Annotated in this window: 13 protein-coding genes; 5 read left to right on the plus strand and 8 right to left on the minus strand. The window is 72.4% G+C overall.

Translation table 11 applies throughout. From position 1 onward, the window contains the following. Positions 1 to 77 precede the first annotated feature (77 nt). Positions 78 to 1,802, minus strand: coding sequence for an acyl-CoA dehydrogenase family protein (locus AB0D29_RS11935; protein ID WP_362853563.1), 1,725 nt, complete (start codon positions 1,800 to 1,802; stop codon positions 78 to 80). A 133-nt stretch (positions 1,803 to 1,935) separates the two neighbouring features. Next, positions 1,936 to 2,526, minus strand: coding sequence for a PadR family transcriptional regulator (locus AB0D29_RS11940; protein ID WP_362853565.1), 591 nt, complete (start codon positions 2,524 to 2,526; stop codon positions 1,936 to 1,938). A 126-nt stretch (positions 2,527 to 2,652) separates the two neighbouring features. Between AB0D29_RS11940 and AB0D29_RS11945 the strand changes: the two genes are divergently transcribed. Further along, entirely contained in the window at positions 2,653 to 3,594 is a 942-nt protein-coding gene (locus AB0D29_RS11945) for an alpha/beta hydrolase (protein WP_362853567.1), read from the plus strand. A gap of 7 nt (positions 3,595 to 3,601) precedes the next feature. Here AB0D29_RS11945 and AB0D29_RS11950 read toward each other — a convergent pair whose 3' ends face one another. Further along, entirely contained in the window at positions 3,602 to 3,826 is a 225-nt protein-coding gene (locus tag AB0D29_RS11950) for a helix-turn-helix transcriptional regulator (protein ID WP_362853562.1), read from the minus strand. Between the two features lie 257 nt (positions 3,827 to 4,083). Here AB0D29_RS11950 and AB0D29_RS11955 point away from each other — a divergent pair, with 257 nt between their 5' ends. Then, entirely contained in the window at positions 4,084 to 5,547 is a 1,464-nt protein-coding gene (locus AB0D29_RS11955; protein ID WP_362853568.1) for an amidase, read from the plus strand. Between the two features lie 46 nt (positions 5,548 to 5,593). On the opposite strand, the gene AB0D29_RS11960 is transcribed toward AB0D29_RS11955, so the two are convergent. From AB0D29_RS11960 to AB0D29_RS11970, 3 genes are all read right to left on the minus strand, one after another. Then, on the minus strand, positions 5,594 to 5,935 hold the full coding sequence (locus AB0D29_RS11960) for a hypothetical protein (RefSeq protein WP_362853570.1): 342 nt from the start codon (positions 5,933 to 5,935) through the stop codon (positions 5,594 to 5,596). A gap of 241 nt (positions 5,936 to 6,176) precedes the next feature. After that, the gene (locus AB0D29_RS11965) at positions 6,177 to 7,430 is read right to left on the minus strand and encodes an MFS transporter (protein WP_362853572.1); all 1,254 of its coding nucleotides are present in this window, start codon (positions 7,428 to 7,430) and stop codon (positions 6,177 to 6,179) included. Between the two features lie 140 nt (positions 7,431 to 7,570). After that, a complete protein-coding gene (locus AB0D29_RS11970) occupies positions 7,571 to 8,122 on the minus strand; it encodes an HPP family protein (RefSeq protein WP_362853573.1) in 552 nt (183 codons plus the stop codon). A 343-nt stretch (positions 8,123 to 8,465) separates the two neighbouring features. Between AB0D29_RS11970 and AB0D29_RS11975 the strand changes: the two genes are divergently transcribed. Then, positions 8,466 to 8,858, plus strand: coding sequence for a CU044_2847 family protein (locus tag AB0D29_RS11975; protein WP_362853574.1), 393 nt, complete (start codon positions 8,466 to 8,468; stop codon positions 8,856 to 8,858). A 52-nt stretch (positions 8,859 to 8,910) separates the two neighbouring features. On the opposite strand, the gene AB0D29_RS11980 is transcribed toward AB0D29_RS11975, so the two are convergent. After that, positions 8,911 to 9,129 (minus strand): hypothetical protein, encoded by a 219-nt coding sequence (locus AB0D29_RS11980; RefSeq protein ID WP_351301951.1) that lies wholly within the window; start codon positions 9,127 to 9,129, stop codon positions 8,911 to 8,913. A gap of 414 nt (positions 9,130 to 9,543) precedes the next feature. Here AB0D29_RS11980 and AB0D29_RS11985 point away from each other — a divergent pair, with 414 nt between their 5' ends. Both AB0D29_RS11985 and AB0D29_RS11990 read left to right on the plus strand, forming a co-directional pair. Continuing rightward, positions 9,544 to 12,684, plus strand: a complete 3,141-nt coding sequence (locus AB0D29_RS11985) for a DUF4132 domain-containing protein (RefSeq protein WP_362853576.1) — start codon at positions 9,544 to 9,546, stop codon at positions 12,682 to 12,684. Between the two features lie 4 nt (positions 12,685 to 12,688). Continuing rightward, positions 12,689 to 13,717 carry an aminoglycoside phosphotransferase family protein gene (locus AB0D29_RS11990; RefSeq protein WP_362853577.1) on the plus strand — a complete coding sequence of 343 codons (1,029 nt, stop codon included), beginning with the start codon at positions 12,689 to 12,691 and terminating at the stop codon, positions 13,715 to 13,717. 89 nt (positions 13,718 to 13,806) lie between these two features. Here AB0D29_RS11990 and AB0D29_RS11995 read toward each other — a convergent pair whose 3' ends face one another. After that, complete coding sequence (locus tag AB0D29_RS11995) at positions 13,807 to 14,802, minus strand: nucleotidyl transferase AbiEii/AbiGii toxin family protein (protein ID WP_362853578.1); 996 nt, start codon at positions 14,800 to 14,802, stop codon at positions 13,807 to 13,809. Between the last annotated feature and the right edge of the window lie 45 nt (positions 14,803 to 14,847).

Here is a 14,847-nt window from a genome sequence, read left to right on the forward strand (position 1 = left end):
CGAAGAAACCCCTGGTCAGCCCCCTCGGCGGCCCGCACGCCGTGGCGTGGCGGCAGGCCGCCGAGGGAGCCGAGCGCCTACGGCGCCATTTCGTAGGTGCCGGAGAGCGCCTCGACGCGCGCCCAGACGCGGGCCGCGCGGGCCTCGTCGATCACCGGGCGCCGGATGGAGCCGAGTGCCCAGGCCTGCTGCTCGGCGGTGGTGGAGTCCTTGCCGTGGAGCTCGATGGCGTGCTGGGAGAAGTCGCGTACGAGGACGGAGAACAGTTCGTCGAGCACGGACTCGTCCAGGTCCGTCAGGCGGGCCTGCTCCAGGATGAGCTGTCCGTGGACGACCAGGGCGAACAGCTGGCCCACGGAGAGGAGGAAGTCGAGGTCGCGGCTCTGCTTCTCATCGGGGGCGATGGTGGCCGCGAACTCGCACAGGGCGTCCGCCTGCTCGCGGAAGCGCGCGACATTGGGCACGGCCGCGTAGGCGTCGTACGCGGGACGCCAGTCGTGGAAGCGTACGGAGCCCAGACCGCGGGCCGGGCCCTGCCGGAACAGGAAGTCGTCGTCGGCGGCGTCGAGGCGGGTCGGTACGGGCGCGTACTCGGCCGGGTCCAGCAGGTGGTTGCGCATGAACTTGAGGATCAGCGCGAGGTTCACGTGGACGGTGCCCTCGAGCTTCGGCAGCCCGCGGATCTCGATGGCCGCCTGGGCGAAGTAGTTGTCCTTCTCGAAGCCCTTGGCGGCGATGACGTCCCACATCAGGTCGATGACCTTCTCGCCCTCCGTGGTGACCTTCATCTTGGTCATCGGGTTGAAGAGCAGGTAGCGGCGGTCGTCGGGTCCGGCGGAGCGGAAGTAGTCGACGGCGCGGTCGCTGAACAGCTTCATCCCGACGAGGCGGACGTAGGCGTCGGCCAGCTCGCGGCGCACGTGCGGGAAGGCGGTGACGGGGCGGCCGTAGAGGATCCGGTTGTGCGCGTGCGTGACGGCCTCGTACATCGCGTGCTCGCAGATGCCGATGGAGGCGGTGCAGAGGTTGAACTTGCCCACGTTGACGGTGTTCAGGGCCGCGTCGAAGGCGGCACGGCCGGTGTGCAGGACGTCGTCGGCGGCCACCGGGTAGTCGTCGAGGCGGAACTCGCTGACGTACTTGGAGGAGTCGACGACGTTCTTCACGAGCTGGTAGGCCGGGTGGCGGCTGTCGGCGGCGAAGAAGACGTAGCCGTCGGGGCCTTCGACGTCGGTGCGGCGGCCGAAGACGGGGACGAGGCCGGCGGCGTTGCCGTTGCCGATGTAGTACTTGGAGCCGCTGGCACGGAAGCCGCCGTCGCCGTCGGGCTCCAGCAGCATGTCGGTGGAGTAGATGTCGGCGCCGTGGGTCTTCTCGGAGAGGCCGAAGGCGAACACCTCGCCCTCGGAGAGGAGTTGCGCGGCGCGGGCGCGGGCGGCGGCGTTGTCGCTCTGCCAGACCGGGCCGAGGCCGAGGATGGTGACCTGCCACGCGTACCAGTAGTCGAGGCCGTAGAAGCCGAAGATCTCGTTGAGGGCCGCGATGCGCGCGGTGTCCCAGCGCTTGTCCGGCTCGCCCTCGCCGGCGCCGGGGGCCGGGGTCAGGAAGGTCGCGAAGAGCCCTTCCTTGGCGGAGAACGCGAGGAAGTCGGCCAGCCAGGCGCGGGAGCGGTAGTCCTCGATGAGCCGGCGCTTGCCGCGGGCCTCGAACCAGTCGACGGTGGCGCGCAGGAGCCTGCGGGTCTCCGGGTCGAAGTGCGCGGGGTCGTAGGTGTGCGGGTGGAACAGCAGAGGGTCGGACATGGCGGTTCACCTTCCGAGGGTTGGGTCGAAGGTCGCGCGGACGCGCGGAGAGAGGAGGCTGGGCTGGTGCGGCTGGTGCGGCTGGTGCGGCTGGTGCGGCTGGTGCGGCTGGTGGGGGTGCGTGCCGTGCGGTTCAGGCGGCCGTGGTGGGTGAGGCGGGAGGGCTGGGGGTGGGCCGGGCGAGCCGGTGGAGGGTCGCCAGGACGTCGTCGAGCCACGCGATCGTCATCCGCTCCTGCGCGATTCCGCCCCGCAGGACGACGTGCTGGAGTTCCTGACCGGCGTCCAGTGGAGAGGGGGCGTCGGGCCCGGTGAAGTCGCGCAGCTCCCCGGCGAGATAGCGCGCGAGGCGGTCCCGGTGTGCCTGCTGGTGCCGCTCGACCTCGCGGATCAGGGAGGCGGGGTCGTCGAAGGCCGCGCCGCGGATCTTCACGGCGAGGTCGTGCCGCAGGCTCTCGGGTTCGATCGGCTCGTGCAGCCACTGGGCGAGTGCGGCGCGGCCCGGGCCGGCGGCTGAATACTCGTTCTTGTCCGGCCGGCCCTGCTGTGGGACGGTGCGGACGGTGAGCAGGCCGTCGCTCTCCATGCGCTTGAGGACGCGGTAGATCTGCTGGTGGGTGGCGGTCCAGAAGTAGCCGATGGACCGGTCGAACCGGCGGGCCAGCTCATAGCCTGAGCCCGGCTTCTCCAGCAGGGAGACGAGGATCGCGTGTTCGAGCGCCATGCCGCGATCTTGCTATGCAACTTGTTGCACAGACAAGCGGCGGCAGCCAGGTGAGACGCGGCTCACCCGGGCGGACGGGACGGGGCCTGGTTGGCGGACCCATGGGGGGCGCGGGACGCTGGAGGTATGCGATGGCGCGTGCCGGGCGGGCTGACGGCCGCCGCGGTCGCCGTCCTCCTGCTGGTGGCGGGCACACCGGGGCCGGACGGCGGGGACACCGAGCGGCAGGTGGACGTCGGCGGTGGGCGGAGCGTCTACCTGCACTGCTCCGGTTCCGGGAGCCCCACCGTCATCCTCCTGTCCGGGCTGCACGAGGCCTCCGACCCGTGGTCGCTGACCGACACCACCCCGCCCGTGCCGAAGGCGCCGGCGGTACTGCCGGGCGTGGCCGAGTTCACCCGCGTATGCACCTACGACCGCCCGGGCACCATCCGCTACACGCAGCCACCGGCGCTCACCACCCGCAGCACGCCCGTACGGGGCACCCGGGAACTGCCCGCCATGGTCCAGGACCTGGACCGGGTGCTGACCGTCGGGCGCATCCCGGGCCCGTACCTGCTGGTGGGGCACTCGTTCGGCGGGATGCTCGCCCTGCGGTACGCGCAGGAGCACCCGGAGCGAACCCGCGGTCTGGTCCTGGTCGACGCGCTGGGGCCCGCGCTGAAGCCCGCGATGGGGGCGGACTGGGCGGCGTACGTCGAGGCGCTACGGCATCCGGGCACGCCCTTCGACGCCGACCCGGCCTTCGAGCAGGTCGACATCGACGGTGGAGTCACCGCCATCGACCGCGGCGGCCCGCTCCCACCGGTCCCGGTCGCGGTGCTCAGCAAGACCGAACCCTTCGCCGCGCCGCCCACCATGTCCAAGGACCTCCTGGCCAAGCTGGAGACGGCCTGGCCCAAGGCCCAGCAGGCGCTGGTGGGCCTGCGGCCGCAAACCCCCCACCTGCTGGCGACCGGCAGCGACCACTACGTCCAGCTCCACGACCCGGACCTCACGATCGCGGCGGTCCGGCTCGTCGCGGACCGGGCCGCAGCTCGGCCGAGTCCCGTTCCCAGCGGCTCGTAGGCCGGTGTCAGAGTCCGAGGGCGATGGCCATGCGGGTCATTTCGGCGGTGCTGTTGATGTTGAGCTTGGCGCGGATGCGGCGGAGGTAGGCGTCGACGGTGTGCTTGGAGAGGCCCATGTGGCGGGCGGTCTGGAGGTAGGTGCGTCCGGCGGCGATGTGGCGGAGGGCTTCTTGTTCGCGGGGGGCGAGGAGGGTGGCTTCGGCGGTCGGGGCGGTGAGGGTGAGGCTCATGGGATTTCCTCCGACGTTTCGTTTCGTCTCGGTCATCTCTGCTCACGACCTCGGAAGCAGGGGACGCTTTCCGTAATGCGGTGTTTGTCCCTGATAAAGAGATTGGCCGTGTGACTTCATCGCCGTGTCCGCCGACTGTCACAGGCGTGTGACAGGGCATGTCGCTGCGCGCCGGGCCGCCCACGGGTGCTTGACGTGCACGCGGTGGGACGACAGCCTTGCCCGGAGTTACCGACTGGTAAGCGGGAGGGGTGGCCATGGACAGGGACGGCGCACACGGCGGGGAGCGGAACGGGGAGCGGAGCGGGGAACAGGAGCGGGACGACGCGGAGTTGATGTACCTGTCCGTCGAGCGGCAGGCCGAGCTGGTCCGCACGGGCAAGACCACCTCCCGCGCCCTCGTCGAGGCCGCGCTGCGCCGCATCGCCCGGATCGACCCCGCCCTCGGAGCCTTCCGCGTCGTCCTGGCCGAGCAGGCCCTCGCCGAGGCCGATGCCCGGGACGCGGAAGGAGCGGACGGTCCGCTCCACGGCGTCCCCATCGCGGTCAAGGACGAGCTGGACGTCGCCGGTCAGGTCACCACCTTCGGCGGCGCCGCCAACCACACCCCCGTTGCCGACGACTCCGAGGCCGTACGCCGCCTGCGCGCCGCCGGCGCCGTCGTCATCGGCAAGACGACGATGCCCGAGTTCGGGCAGTGGCCCTTCACCGAATCCGTGGCCCACGGCCACACCCGCAACCCCTGGGACACCACCCGCACCCCCGGCGGCTCCAGCGGCGGCAGCGCCGCCGCCGTCGCGGCCGGACTGGTCGGGGCGGCGCTCGGCGGCGACGGCGGCGGTTCCATCCGCATCCCGGCGGCCTGCTGCGGACTCTTCGGCCTCAAACCCCAGCGCGGCCGGGTCTCCACCGCCCCGAACGCCCACCTCTGGTACGCCCTCGGCACCGTGGGGCCGCTGACCCGCACCGTGCGCGATACCGCCCTGCTCTACGACGTCCTCGCCGGCACCACCCCCACCGACCGCTGGAGCGCCCGCCCCGCGACCACGGGCTGGGTACGGGCCCTGGAGACCCAGCCCGGCCGGCTCCGCATCGGCTACTCCGCCAAGCCCGCCGTGCCCGGCGTACGCCCCGATCCGACTCACGTCGAGGCCCTGCTGGAGACCGTACGGGCGCTGCGCGAACTGGGTCACGACGTACGCGAGGTCAACCCCCGCTACCCGGACGCGACGGCCCCGTTCGCCGCGCAGTTCTGCGGCGGCGTACGGGCGGAAGCCGCCGCGGTCGAGCGCCCCGACCTGCTGGAGCGGCGGACCCGCGGCACCCTCGCGCTCGCCCGGCTGGTCCCCGAATCCGCCGTGGAGCGCGGGATCCGGGCGGGGGAGCGGCTGGCGGCACGCGCGGACCGGATGTTCACCACCATGGACCTGCTGCTGACCCCGGTGATAGCCGAGCGGCCGCGCCCGGTGGGCGTGCTGGACGGCGCCGGGCTGCTGACGGCGCTGGTGCGCTCGCGCCCGATGGTCGCCTACACCGCGCTGTGGAACGTCACCGGACACCCGGCCGCGTCCGTCCCGGCGGGCCTGGGGCCGGACGGGCTGCCGCTCGCCGTGCAACTGGTGGGCCGCCGCGACGACGAGGTGACCGTGCTCCGGGTGGCGGCGCAGCTGGAGACGGTCCGGCCGTGGGCGCAGCGGCGTCCGGAGCTGCCGGCGCGGTGATCGAGCGGACCTGCCGCGGGGTGGGCTTCGGCGTCGCGGCAGGACCTCAGCCGAGCGGCTGCTCGACCGTGCTGGTGCCGTGCCCCTCCTGCGACTCCCACGTCCACGTCTCCTCCAGGCGGAGGCGGCCGTCGGGGAGCTCCGTGACGAGCGAGGTGCAGTGCCCGGACGCGGTCGTGCCGTCGAGGCGGAGCTGTACGTAGCGGAAGTCGACGGCGTCGTCCGCCCGGGTGCCGACGAGATAGCCCCTCAGTACGTCTCCGCCGCCGTACTCGGCCCAGACCCGGCCGTCCTGCTCGTGGTACTCGAACCGGGTCTGCCGGCCGACCTGGCCGGGTGCCTGGTCGGCCACGGGGACGAAGACGAGGCCGTCGAGCGAGCGCGCCACGGGTGACTCCTGGGGTAAGGCGGTCCGGGGCGGGCCCCGGCCGCGTGGACTGTCCGGGCACGCCCAACGTACCTTACGGTCGGGGGCGGTTGGTCGCCTGGACGACTACACCCTCCACGCTCTGACCGGCCAGGACCACAACGTCGCCCCCCGCTCGCCGGTGCCGGCCGGCTTCTTCACCGGCGCGTGGCAGCAGCCGCCACTGCCGGCCTCCGGACCCCGGCGGTGAGTCGCGGGGCCGTCAGGTGCGGTCGTGAGCCGGCTCCCGCTCGTGCCGTGGGGTGCCGTCGCGCCGGGGGAGGAGGAACGGGCTCGCCATCATGAGGAGACCGGCTAGCGCGATGGCGGTGCGGGGGCCGGTGATGCCGGCCAGCAGGCCCCACAGGGCGGTCAGCGCGGCGATGGTCGCTTTGCTGGTGACCGACCACGCGGACAGGACGCGGGCGACCCGGTCTGCCGGGGTCCGGTCGAGCCGGTAGGTGGCGAACACGGGGTTGAACACGCCCATGCAGGTGATCAGCCCGAGCTCCACGGCCATGACGAGCACGAGCCCGGCGGTCCCGGGGCCGACGAAGGCCAGCCCGAGCAGCCAGCACGCCCGCAGCGCCCCGGCCGTGACCATGACCCGGTGCCGGCCGAACCGCGCGACGAGGCGGGGAGCCAGCCGTGCGCCGATCAGGCCGCCGACGCAGGGCACGGCGAAGGCGAGGCCGTACTGCCAGGGTGTGAAGGCGAGGTCGCGGACCATGAGGACGGCGAGCAGCGGCGAGGCCGCCATGATCAGGCCGTTGACCAGGACCGTATTGGCGAACAAGGGGCGCAGCGCGGAGTCGGTCAGGATGAACCGCCATCCTTCGGCCAGGTCGCGGACGCGCAGCCGCGGCCGCGGCCGCGTTCCGGCGGGCGCGGGGCGCGGCTCCTGCCCGCCGATCGCGCGGATGCCCGCTGCCGAGAGCAGATAGCTCACGGCGTTGGCCACCACGGTCATCACCGGGCCGATCAGGACGATCGCGGCGCCGCCGAGCGGCGGGCCGAGCATGGTGGCGGTCCAGGTCGTGGACTCGAACCGGCCGTTCGCGACGAGCAGGTCCTCCGGCCGGACGAGCGCCTTCAGGCACGCGCCACTGGCCGCCGTGAAGGCGATGTCGGCTGCGCCGACGACGACCGACACGACGAGCAGCTGGGCGAAGCTCAGCCGGCCGAGCGCGAAAGCCGCGGGCACGCTCATCAACGCCGCGAACCGGACGAGGTCCATCGCGATCATCACCGGCCGCTTGCGGCGGAACTCCACCCACGGGCCGAGCGGCAACGCCACGACCGAGCCGATCGCCAGCCCCGCGGCCGCCAGCACCGACGCCTCGGTCGCCCCGGCGTGCAGGACGAGGATCGCGATCAAGGTGAACGCGTCGAACGCGAGCCACGTGCCGAGCGTGCTGACCGCGTACGCCGCCCAGAGCCACCCGAACCGCCGACCCAGCGAGCGCCCAGCCACCATGATCAGCGCGCCCTCGCCCTCTCGCCCTCTCGTACGAACGGCCTCACATCGGCCGGCGCAATCAAAGCGAGCAGCACACCACCGGGTCAAACCACCGGGTCAAATCACCGGGTCACCCCACGGATCGGCCGGTCGCCGGATCACCACCAGTAGGCGGGGTACCTCGGAGCGTTGCGGCGAACGCGGGAAGCGGCGTATCCGGTCAGCACCAGCAGGACGGCCGAACCGAACAGCAGCGGGACGAACCGTCGGGGGTCCGGCGTCTGGAGCAGGATGATCACGGCGGTGGCCACGGCCGGCGAGTGCGGGGTACGGGCGGCCATGTTCAGCGCCAGCGTGATTCCGGCCGCCACGGCCGCGGCCCAGGCGCTGCTGCCCGCCACGGCGAGTACGGAGTAGCCCACGGCGCAGCCGACGAGATGGCCGATGACGACGCCGCGCGGCTGGGCGAGCGGCAGGGCCGGGGCGCTGTGGACCAGCGCGGCGCTGGCGGCCAGCGGGGGTATCAGCACCGGCTCGTGGATCATCGCGCCGATGGCGACGAGCCCCAGCAGGACGGCGGTCGCCGCGCAGATGGTGTGGAGGGCCGCCGCCGGGGTGGGCCTGGCCGGGGCCCGCCCGGCTCCCTTCGCGGACGGGGGCGGTGCCGGTGCGGGCGCGGGCTCGGGGCGCAGGATCGTGTCGGTGTGCATGTGTGTGGGGAACGTCCGGGATAGGCGGCCGACGGGGCCGGGGCAGGGCGGGAGGGCCCGGGCGGGTTGCCGGGGCAGGGGCGGCCCGGGGCGAGGGTGGGCCGGGGACGTCCCGTACGACGATATCCGGCCGGTCCTCGGCGGCTCCGGCGGGGGCGGCAGCCTTCGGCGCGCCGGCGTACGGCATGCGCGTACGGCCGACACCCGGTGAAAGGGTCCGGCGGCGGTGGCTCACGGATCGGGCGATCACCCTGCACGGGCCGGACACGACGGGCACAATGGCCGTCGGCGAGGTCAATGAGGCACAGGCGAAAGCCGGTTGTCCGTGGCAGGGGGAGAGCCGATGGAACGGCGGATCCAGCAGATCGAACTGCCGGGCGGGGAGACCGTACTGGCCCGCGTCAGCGTGATGCGACCCGAGGACGTTCCCCGCGGATCGGACGAACCCGCCTACGAGGACGTGGGTGCGCTGGACCACCTCACCGCCCGCGTGGACCAGCTGAACGAACTGGTCAGCGGCATCGGCTCCGCCGTGCTCGACTCCGCGCTGGCCGCCGGCCCCGATGAGGTCGGCGTCACCTTCGGCATCGAGCTGATGGCGAAGCCGGGCAAGGCCGTCGCCCTGCTGGCGGACGGCGAGGCCAAGGCCGCGATCACGGTCACCCTCACCTGGCGCCCCCGGGAAGGGGAAGGCGCGGGGGGTCCGGACACCTCAAGCGGACGGCTCGCGCACTGAAATGTGACGCTGTGCAGCCCACGTTGGAGCCGCACAGCGCCCTTCCGACTGGTCAGCAGTCGTCGTTGTACCCTCCGTAGCCGCCCCAGTCGTCGTCATCGTCGTCGTACCAGCCGTGGCCGCCCCGGTCGTGGTCCCAGCCGCCGCCGGTCACATAAGTGGCGGAGTGGGTCGGGGTTGCCGCCGAAGCCGTACCTGCGGCTCCGATGGCGGCGCCGCCGGCCATCAGAACGCCGATGGCGGACACCGCGAAGAGTCGCTTCACTCTCATTGCTCGCATGGTTTCAGAACCCTTCATAATTGCTTTGAGCACGAAGACTTCTTTTCCTCCTCACACATGAGATGTGATGCACGCGCCGCACCCGTGTCCATAAAATTCCCTGCACATGTGACGTGTAAGGGGTGCCCGCCGTCAACGCGGCCTCATGGGGCCACGGACCTTCGGGGCTGGTGCGAAATTCGCACGCCGCGCGTGCTGGCGCATCACTGAAGGCAAAGGGTGTGTTTCCCGCAATTGCCACAGTTACCTACGGTCGATACTAGTCACCGCCCCGCCAGTCGGCATCTCGGGAGGCCGCCCGCGTGCTGTGAATCCGCGGAGAGCCGTGCTGTCAGTGGGGGCTAGTAGGTTGTGATCGGCTGCTCGTACGAGCGCGGGCACCGATGCACCACGGGGGTACACGCGATGAGTTCGACCACTGCATGGAGGGCTGCGGGGGACCATGAGCTGGCACTCGATCCCTGGGCAGCGCCGAAGCCGGTGCTCCGCTGCCGTACCGCGGCGGGGCGCGAGCTGAAGAAGGTGCCGCCTGCACTCAAGACGGAGCCGCTGGTACGGGAGTTGACCGCGCTGGCGGAATGGATCGGCGACCATGCCGTCCAGGCGCAGACGAGCGTCGAACGGTGGATGACGCAATGCCTGCCTGTGCCCGCCGCGTTGATACGTGAGGTGTGGCCCGACCCGTACTGGCAGCGCGCCCTGCGGTACGCGGTGATCGCGCCGTACGGCGGCGCGGGCGACGGGTCGGCGGCGGAGCCGGACGTGCGGCGCGCCGGGGTGCTCACGGGCCTCGCGCCGCGCCCGGGCGGCAGTGCGCTGGTGGTGACGGGACTCGACGGGGAACACGAGCTGGACGACGCCGTGGTCATGATCCCGCATCCGGTGCTCCTCGACCCGCGCGGCACCGGGCTGCTCGAACGCTGGCGGAAGCTGCTGGATCCGCTGGGCGGGGAGCAGGGGATCGAGCAACTGCACCGCGCGGTGTACGTACGGCCGGACTGCTCGCCCGCGCCCGCCCCGGGAACGCGGAGCACACGCGAGGGCATCACGGTCTTCCACGGCGCCTCCTATGAGTCCGGGGCCCGCTTCGAGCGCTCGGTGGCGCGGTTCGGCGGACGCATCAGCGGGGAGCGCGCCGGATTCACCTTCGGCCACCAGGGGCGCTGGCACGGCATGGTGGCCGACCTGCGTTACCAGGGACCCGTGGCGCCGGTGAGCCTGCACGACGTCTCGTTCACCGACGCCCGGGGGCGGCGGGGAACTGGGACGTACGACGTGGTGCCGAGGACCGTCTGGTCCGAGGGGATCAGAGCGATCACGGCCCTCTACGACGAGCGGGAGGCCGCCGAGGGGCGCTCCCTCAGGACCCTGCCCGCCGACGGGGCATCCGGGTACCAGTCCTTTCTCGTCGCGTGCGCGGAGTACGCCGCCGCGGGCGCACCGGAGGCCGGCCCTCAGAGGCAGCGGCAGCCGGCCGACGCACGCCGGCTCCTCGACGCGGGTGCGGTACTCGCGGGCGACCCGGCCGGTCCGGACGAGGAACTGCTGACCGCGCGCCGCTACGGATCGTCGCTGCTGGGGGACGGCGGGCATTTCGTACGGCTGGTCGTGGCCCGGGAGGTCGGGGCCCAGGACGCGGTGGCGCGGGCGCTGGGCCTGGAACCCGACGCGGGCGCAGCCGCGCCGGTCGGCCGGACACCGGTACGCTCCCTGGACTTCCTCTCCCGGGTCTGCCGGGTGCACCCGGAGCTGGCACGGCAGGCGATGGGACTGCTCGCTCCGCTGCGCACGTGCGCGAAGACGGCCGAAACGAAGCCCGGCCGGGCCGCGACCCAGCTTTCGGCGAGCCTGAAGAAACTGACGGCACCTCATCCCGAGCTCCTGCCGTTCGCCCTGGACGAGGGTGCGCGGATCGTGGCCGCGGCGGGCAGCGTGGCGATGGCCAGGCCGCTCTACACCGAGGCACGCGCCGCCGAGAAGCGGCTGGGCGGCATCGACGAGAGCGCTCTGCGGGAGCTCGTCTCGGAGTTCCGCGCCCTCGGCGTCGTCGACGAGAAGTTGCTCCGGCAGTACCGGGACGACATCGCCGCGCGCTCGTCGGTCGGCGAGGCGTACGAGAGCTACCGCCGGCTCGTCCTCGAATCGTGCCGCAGGGAGAGCAGGATCCCCACCTCCTTCGTCCGGGACGGGGTCACGTACCACCGGCAGCGGAACATCCCCGCGTCCTTCGCCGTGGAGCTGGCGGAGGGAATGGGCGGCGGCCCGTTGGCCGCCGACGACACCAACACCGAGATCCTCCACCTGCTGCTGAGAGGCGGCGCACTGGCGACGGCCACGGCTCCCGTGTGGGAGGCCTGGGCGGCGCCGCTGGAGCGGGATCTCGCGGAACACCCCGACACGGCCGGACACCTGAGGACCCACCTGCCGGAGCCCCGGGGCTCCTCGGCCGTCGCGAAGACCGCGGCCGCCGAGGCCTGGCTCGCCCTGATGGCACGCCTCGGCCTGCTGGAACGGCTCACCGGAGGGGCGGAGCCCGACTCCGCCGCGTCGGCGCAGGTCGCGAACGCCTGGCTGACGCTGTTCCTCCGGCGGTACGCGGGCCTGCGCCAGCCCGTCGCCGGGCTGGAACCGGTGGTCGCGTCGATCGCGGCACGGATGCGGGAGGCGGGCGAGACCCGCGACCCGCTGCTCGGGCTGGAAAGCAGATCCCTGGGGGGTGACTTCTGGGGCGTCGGCGTCGACCTCGAACTGCTCGTCCTGATGCGGCGGGCGGGCATACCGTTCGCCGAACCCGGGGACGGTCAGCGGGTCTTCGCCCTGCAATGGATACAGCGCCGGGGCACCGAAGGCGTCGAATCCGTACTCGGCGATCCCGCGTTCCGCGATCCGATCCGCACCGAACTCACCGGCACCGTGCGGGGGAGCTACGGCTACACCGTCACACGGCACGGCCTGACGCCGTTCCCGAAGGTCACGAAGCGGGTGGCCGCGCTGGAACCGTTGCGGGATCTGATGACCGGGATCCTCGACGAACGCGCACGGCGCGTGCGGGAGGGCGGCCCGGGTGGGCTGTTCGCCCTCCAGGACCTGCTGCTCCATGTCGAGCCCTTCGTCGTCGCCGGGGCGGCGAAGCACTTCGACACGTACGTACAGCAGGCACTGGACGCCGATCCCGCGGTACTGCTGGCGGACACCCTGCGCGCACACTGCCTCAGCCACGGGCACGACGGCGACCAGACGGTCGCCTGCGGACTGCGGGAGGTGACCGTCGACCAGGCGCGGAAACTGCTGGAGTCGACGGACGCGGCCACACGGCAGCGCCATGCGCAGGTGTTCGCCGTGGAACCGGCCACCCGCAGGAGCCGGTACCTCGCCTTCGCCAGGGGATCGGAGTTCGCGCAGGACCTGCTGCCCGGGATCGAGGCGGCGCTGCCGCAGACAGCGGGCGAATCCTGCGGATCGCAGGCCCTCGGCGTCGTACAGGGCGTGCTGTGGTGTGAGGCGTGGCAGGCAACGCTCCGCCGGTTCGTACGAGTGGGAGGATGAGCTGATGGGGACACGACTGCCGTTCGGAGACGCGTTACGGGCCGAGCTGGGAGCGCCCGAGCGCCCCCTCAGACTGAGCAGCAGCCCCCGCTCGCGGGTGTGGCGCGTCGATTTGCCGACGTCAACAGCGGTGGTGAAGCAGCTCGTCGGCGGCCCCGATGCCGACGAACGGTACACCCGTGAGGTGACCGCCCTGCGGCTCGCGGCCCGAGCCGCTGTTCCCGTGGTGCCGGCGTTGCTGGCCACCGATCCTGGCGAGCGGGTGCTGGTGCTGGAGCATCTGGAACACCAACGCCCGGCCGGTGACTGGATCGTCGGGTACGCGGCCGCGTTGGCCCGGCTGCACGCCACGGCCCGCCCGGAGGACGTCGGGGCGCTTCCCCGGTGGCAGGGCCCGAACCAGGACGATGTCGAGTCCTTCCTGCGCCTGGCCGGTGCGCTGGAGGTCCCGGTCACGTCCGGCGTGGCCGGCGAACTCGACGGCCTCGTCGACAGGCTCGACCAGGCATCCGGGCACGCCCTCCTCCACGGGGACCCCTGCCCCGGCAACGATCTCCACACGGCATCGGGGATCCGATTCATCGACTTCGAACAAGCCTCCTCGGGCAGCGGTGTGATGGAGCTCGCCTACCTGCGCATCGGCTTTCCGACCTGCTGGTGTGTCACTTCGGCGTCGGAGCCGCTGCTGGAGCGGGCGGAGAGCGCCTACCGAGAGGCGTGGCGCACGGCGACCGGCTCAGAAGTCCAAGGCGGGCTCGCCGACGCGTGCGCCGGCTGGCTGATCCGCGGCGACGCGCTGGTCCAGCGGGCACACCGCGACGGCACGGACCACCTGGCCCGGATTCCCCACCAAGACTGGAAGTGGGGCACCGCGAGCGCCCGCCAACGGCTCGTGCACCGGCTCGACGTCGTCGGCCGGATGACGGCCGACGACGACTCCCTCACCAACCTGAGCAGCCTCAGCACCGCCATGCGCCACCGCATGCTCGCCCGCTGGCCCACACTCCGCCCGGTCCCCGCACAACGGCCTTGAGAACCACGGACGCCCACGCCAGGCCACCCCGCCCCGGAACCGTTCCCACTCTCCCTACCGACTACCGACTACCGACTACCGACTACCGGCTACCGGTCCCGCACCGGTTCCAGCGCCCGGCTCAGGCGCCGCAGCCACGCCTGCGCCGTGCCCCGTACCTGTGGGTGCTTCGCGCGGAAGGCCTCCCAGTCCACGGACCACAGCACGACCGCGTCCAGACGCAGGGCGTCCGCGGCGGCCGTACGGCCCGGCTCGTGGCGGAACACCCTGCGCAGCAGCCGTGGGGACAGTCTCGTGGCTTCCGCCTCCGCGAGAAGTACGGCGTCGTAAAGGTCCTTGGCCTGCGCCCGGCCCTCCGCGGCGCAGTCGGCGTGCAGCCACAGCAGCTTCCAGGCGAGGGACAGTTCACGGCTCGCGGTGCGCACGACGGTGGGACCGGTGCCGTCAGCACGGGGTATCGCCGTCAGAACGGGCGGCTCCGGAAGCCACTCGTCGCGGGCGAAGTCCAGCCGCACCACGCTCGGCGGAAGGCCTTCCGCCTCCCAGGGGATGCTCAGGCGTATGCCCGGGGTGTCGTACTCCGAGTAGGTCCAGGTGCCGTCGTCCCGGGCTGCGTCCGCGTCGAGGACCACGCCCGGCGCGGCCACCGGACGCTCACGCACCAGGTCGAGCAGCGTTTCGTGCGGCGGGCAGCCCTCCGGCTCGGCCTCGACGACCCAGCGCAGCCCTTCGGGCGGCACCGCGGGCCGAAGGCCCCTGGTGTCGAACTCCTCGAACTTCCAGATCTCGTACCGGTCCGCGCCGTCCGCCGCCTCCGGCCACTGCTGGACGACCTCCACCCCCTCCACGTACGGATACGGGTGCCCGGCATCGATCGGGACCAGCAGGGGCGGGGGAACGATCCAGTCGAGGTCCGCCGGCTCCCGCGCGCCGGCCCCCACCCACGCCGCCATCACCATGCTCCCGCGCAGCACCAGGTCGTCACCCAACGGCGACCCGGCGACGAGGTCGAGCAGGTGATCGAGCACAGCCCGGTGCGCGATGCGCGCCCGTTCGCTCTCGAACTCCCCCGAAAAGTCCTTCACTACCGCCCCGTCTGCTCACAGGTGGCCAACGGTACTGATCACCAC

Source organism: Streptomyces sp. NPDC048424 (genome assembly GCF_040651555.1).
In the GTDB taxonomy this organism is placed as follows: Bacteria; Actinomycetota; Actinomycetes; order Streptomycetales; family Streptomycetaceae; genus Streptomyces.